The organism is Streptococcus porcorum, from assembly GCF_053203725.1.
Genome location: NZ_JBRUDG010000064.1, coordinates 1 through 2,402 on the forward strand (window position 1 = coordinate 1; position 2,402 = coordinate 2,402).

Here is a 2,402-nt window from a genome sequence, read left to right on the forward strand (position 1 = left end):
ACTTTAGGATGGAAATCTCCTATCGATATCAGAAAAGCTTTACTAGGAGCTAGCTCCTAGTAAAGCTTAACAAATGGATAGCTTCAAAATAACATTTTAGGTCTCACATCATTGACAAAGGTACATAGAAGCGATGACGCTTCCTTTTACCATTAGTCTGGTTACCCGTGATAAAGTCTCTTCAAAGGACCTTTTAGAAAGAGTTAGTCAAGATATTTTATCTGCTCTAGGAGAAATCGAACAAAAATTCTCAGCCTTTCGTGCGACTTCATTGGTGAGCCGCTTTCAGAAAGGGGATGAGACGGTGATGCTTGATCCTGAATTTCAAGAGATTTTTGCACGTGTTACCATTGCAAAAAAAGAAACTAGAGGTGCTTTTGACCCTTATTTTCAAGGTGTCTATAATCCCACTGGTCTGGTGAAAGGCTGGGCTGTAGAAAAGGTATTTCAGCAGTACTTGAAGCCCTTGTTGCAACTGTCTGAAATAGAGGCAGTCTGCCTAAATGGTGGAGGGGATATGCAATTTGAAACCAGAGATAATAGTTCGTTTATCTGGAAAATTGGCATCGAAAATCCAGACCATTTGCAAGAAATGATTGCGAGATTTCAAATGAAAACAGGCGCTTTAGCCACTTCAGGTTATAGCAAGCGTGGTCGTCATATTCTATCACAGTCAACCATCAAACAAGTCACTATTTTAGATGCGAGTTTAGCTCAGGCTGATATTTGGGCAACGGCAGCCTTAGTTTTATCAGAATCTGATTTTTGTCAAATGATTGCTGATAAAAAATTAAGCGGACTTTATGTGACCGATACCAAGAAACAATTTTTTCAATATGGAGAACTAAAAAATGTTTAAGAAAAATAATTATGCTCTAGGCTTGGCCTGGCTAACGGCAGTTTTTATCTTGCCGACTCCTTTTATTTATACGTTTGTTAATGGGATGTCAGCTTTAAGTAGTCAGCGACGAATTGGGATTGCCTATGGTATTATCGCTTATGTCTGGATGTTGTTGGCGATTTATATTGGGACAAAGCCAAAGTGGCTTGATCGTTTAATTGGACTTCCTGCGGCTTACATGATTCATGGGATTTTAAGTCTAGTAGCTATTTTATTAGCTTTTATGCATAAGAGTTTGAGCCCTTCTTATGGTTTAATCAGTACCACGGGTGATCTTGCCTTCAATATTTTCCTTGGAATTGGTCTTTACTCCATGATTTTTATGGCTGGTTGGCTAACAAGTAGAGTCCCATTTTTATTGACCATTAAGCGTTATTTGGAGAAAGTGTTTAAGCATGAAATTTCAGTTTGGCTACACAGGCTCAATATTTTGGCGACATTACTTGTGTTTCTTCATGTTCAGTTAATCCCTGATATTCGCAGTAATACAGCTTTTATGCTAGTCTTTTATCTGTCAAGCATCTTTGTTTTTGGTAGCTACCTTTGGGCAAAGTTGAAACCAACTGCTACAGGATTTCCAGCTGAACTTCTGGCTAATCAAGAGATTGGTCCCAATATTTATGAATTACGGATCAAGGTTCCAAAAGTACGCTCTCAACAAATGAAACCAGGAGATTTTATTTTCATTTCTTTTCCAGAGGTTAAGGGTCTGACAGAGCCGCATCCTTTTTCTATTGTCAATGATCCTAGGGGGGCGAGTGAGCTTGTCTTGGCGATTCGTGGCGATGGTGATTTTACAAAGCAATTGCAAGGTGTTACCGCACCAGCTAAACTTCATGTTGACGGTGGTTATGGCATGTATCAATCCATTATTGATGATCAAAAACCTCAAGAGGTTTTAATGATTTCAGGAGGAATTGGAGTAACTCCTATTTTGTCAGTGATTGAGGGAAATCCTGACCTTAAAACGACAGTCTTTCACGGTGCTTCAACGCAAGCAGCCTTGATTTATGGTGATAAATTTGCCAAGTGGCAAGCTGAGCGTGATAATTTTATAGTTAACCGTGTGGTTGGGATGTATCAAGAAGAGGACGTTTTAGCTTATCTACCAGAGGATAAAAAAGATTTTACTGTTCTGATTAGTGGACCACCCGCAATGGCTCGCTATTGGGAGAAGGTTATGAAAGCCAATGGTGTCCCCAAAGGACAGATTTTTTATGAAGAATTTGGATGGTAATTTTTGTAGAAACTCAGTCAGTCTGAGTTTCTTTTTTTGATATAACAGTTAACCTATTTTTATAGATTGGTTGACAAATAAAAATTCTTAGTATAAACTAAGAAACAAAGTCACTTGCGGATAATCATTTTAATGCGATGTACCTTTGTCAATGATGTGAGACCTAAAATGTTATTTTGAAGCTATCCATTTGTTAAGCTTTACTAGGAGCTAGCTCCTAGTAAAGCTTTTCTGATATCGATAGGAGATTTCCATCCTAAAGTT

The 2,402-nt window shown here is 38.3% G+C and carries 2 protein-coding genes; both read left to right on the forward strand.

The window, feature by feature from the left end:
• Positions 1 to 133: 133 nt before the first annotated feature.
• The gene (locus ACVRWY_RS09435; protein ID WP_354369914.1) at positions 134 to 859 is read left to right on the forward strand and encodes an FAD:protein FMN transferase; all 726 of its coding nucleotides are present in this window, start codon (positions 134 to 136) and stop codon (positions 857 to 859) included.
• Positions 852 to 2,138 carry a ferric reductase-like transmembrane domain-containing protein gene (locus tag ACVRWY_RS09440; RefSeq protein WP_354369913.1) on the forward strand — a complete coding sequence of 429 codons (1,287 nt, stop codon included), beginning with the start codon at positions 852 to 854 and terminating at the stop codon, positions 2,136 to 2,138. The genes ACVRWY_RS09435 and ACVRWY_RS09440 overlap by 8 nt, the downstream gene beginning before the upstream one ends.
• Positions 2,139 to 2,402: the final 264 nt, after the last annotated feature.

Coding starts and splice junctions, on each gene's coding strand:
- ACVRWY_RS09440 (WP_354369913.1), top strand. CDS start 852: ATGTTTAAGAAAAATAATTATGCTCTAGGCTTGGCCTGGCTAACGGCA.
- ACVRWY_RS09435 (WP_354369914.1), top strand. CDS start 134: ATGACGCTTCCTTTTACCATTAGTCTGGTTACCCGTGATAAAGTCTCT.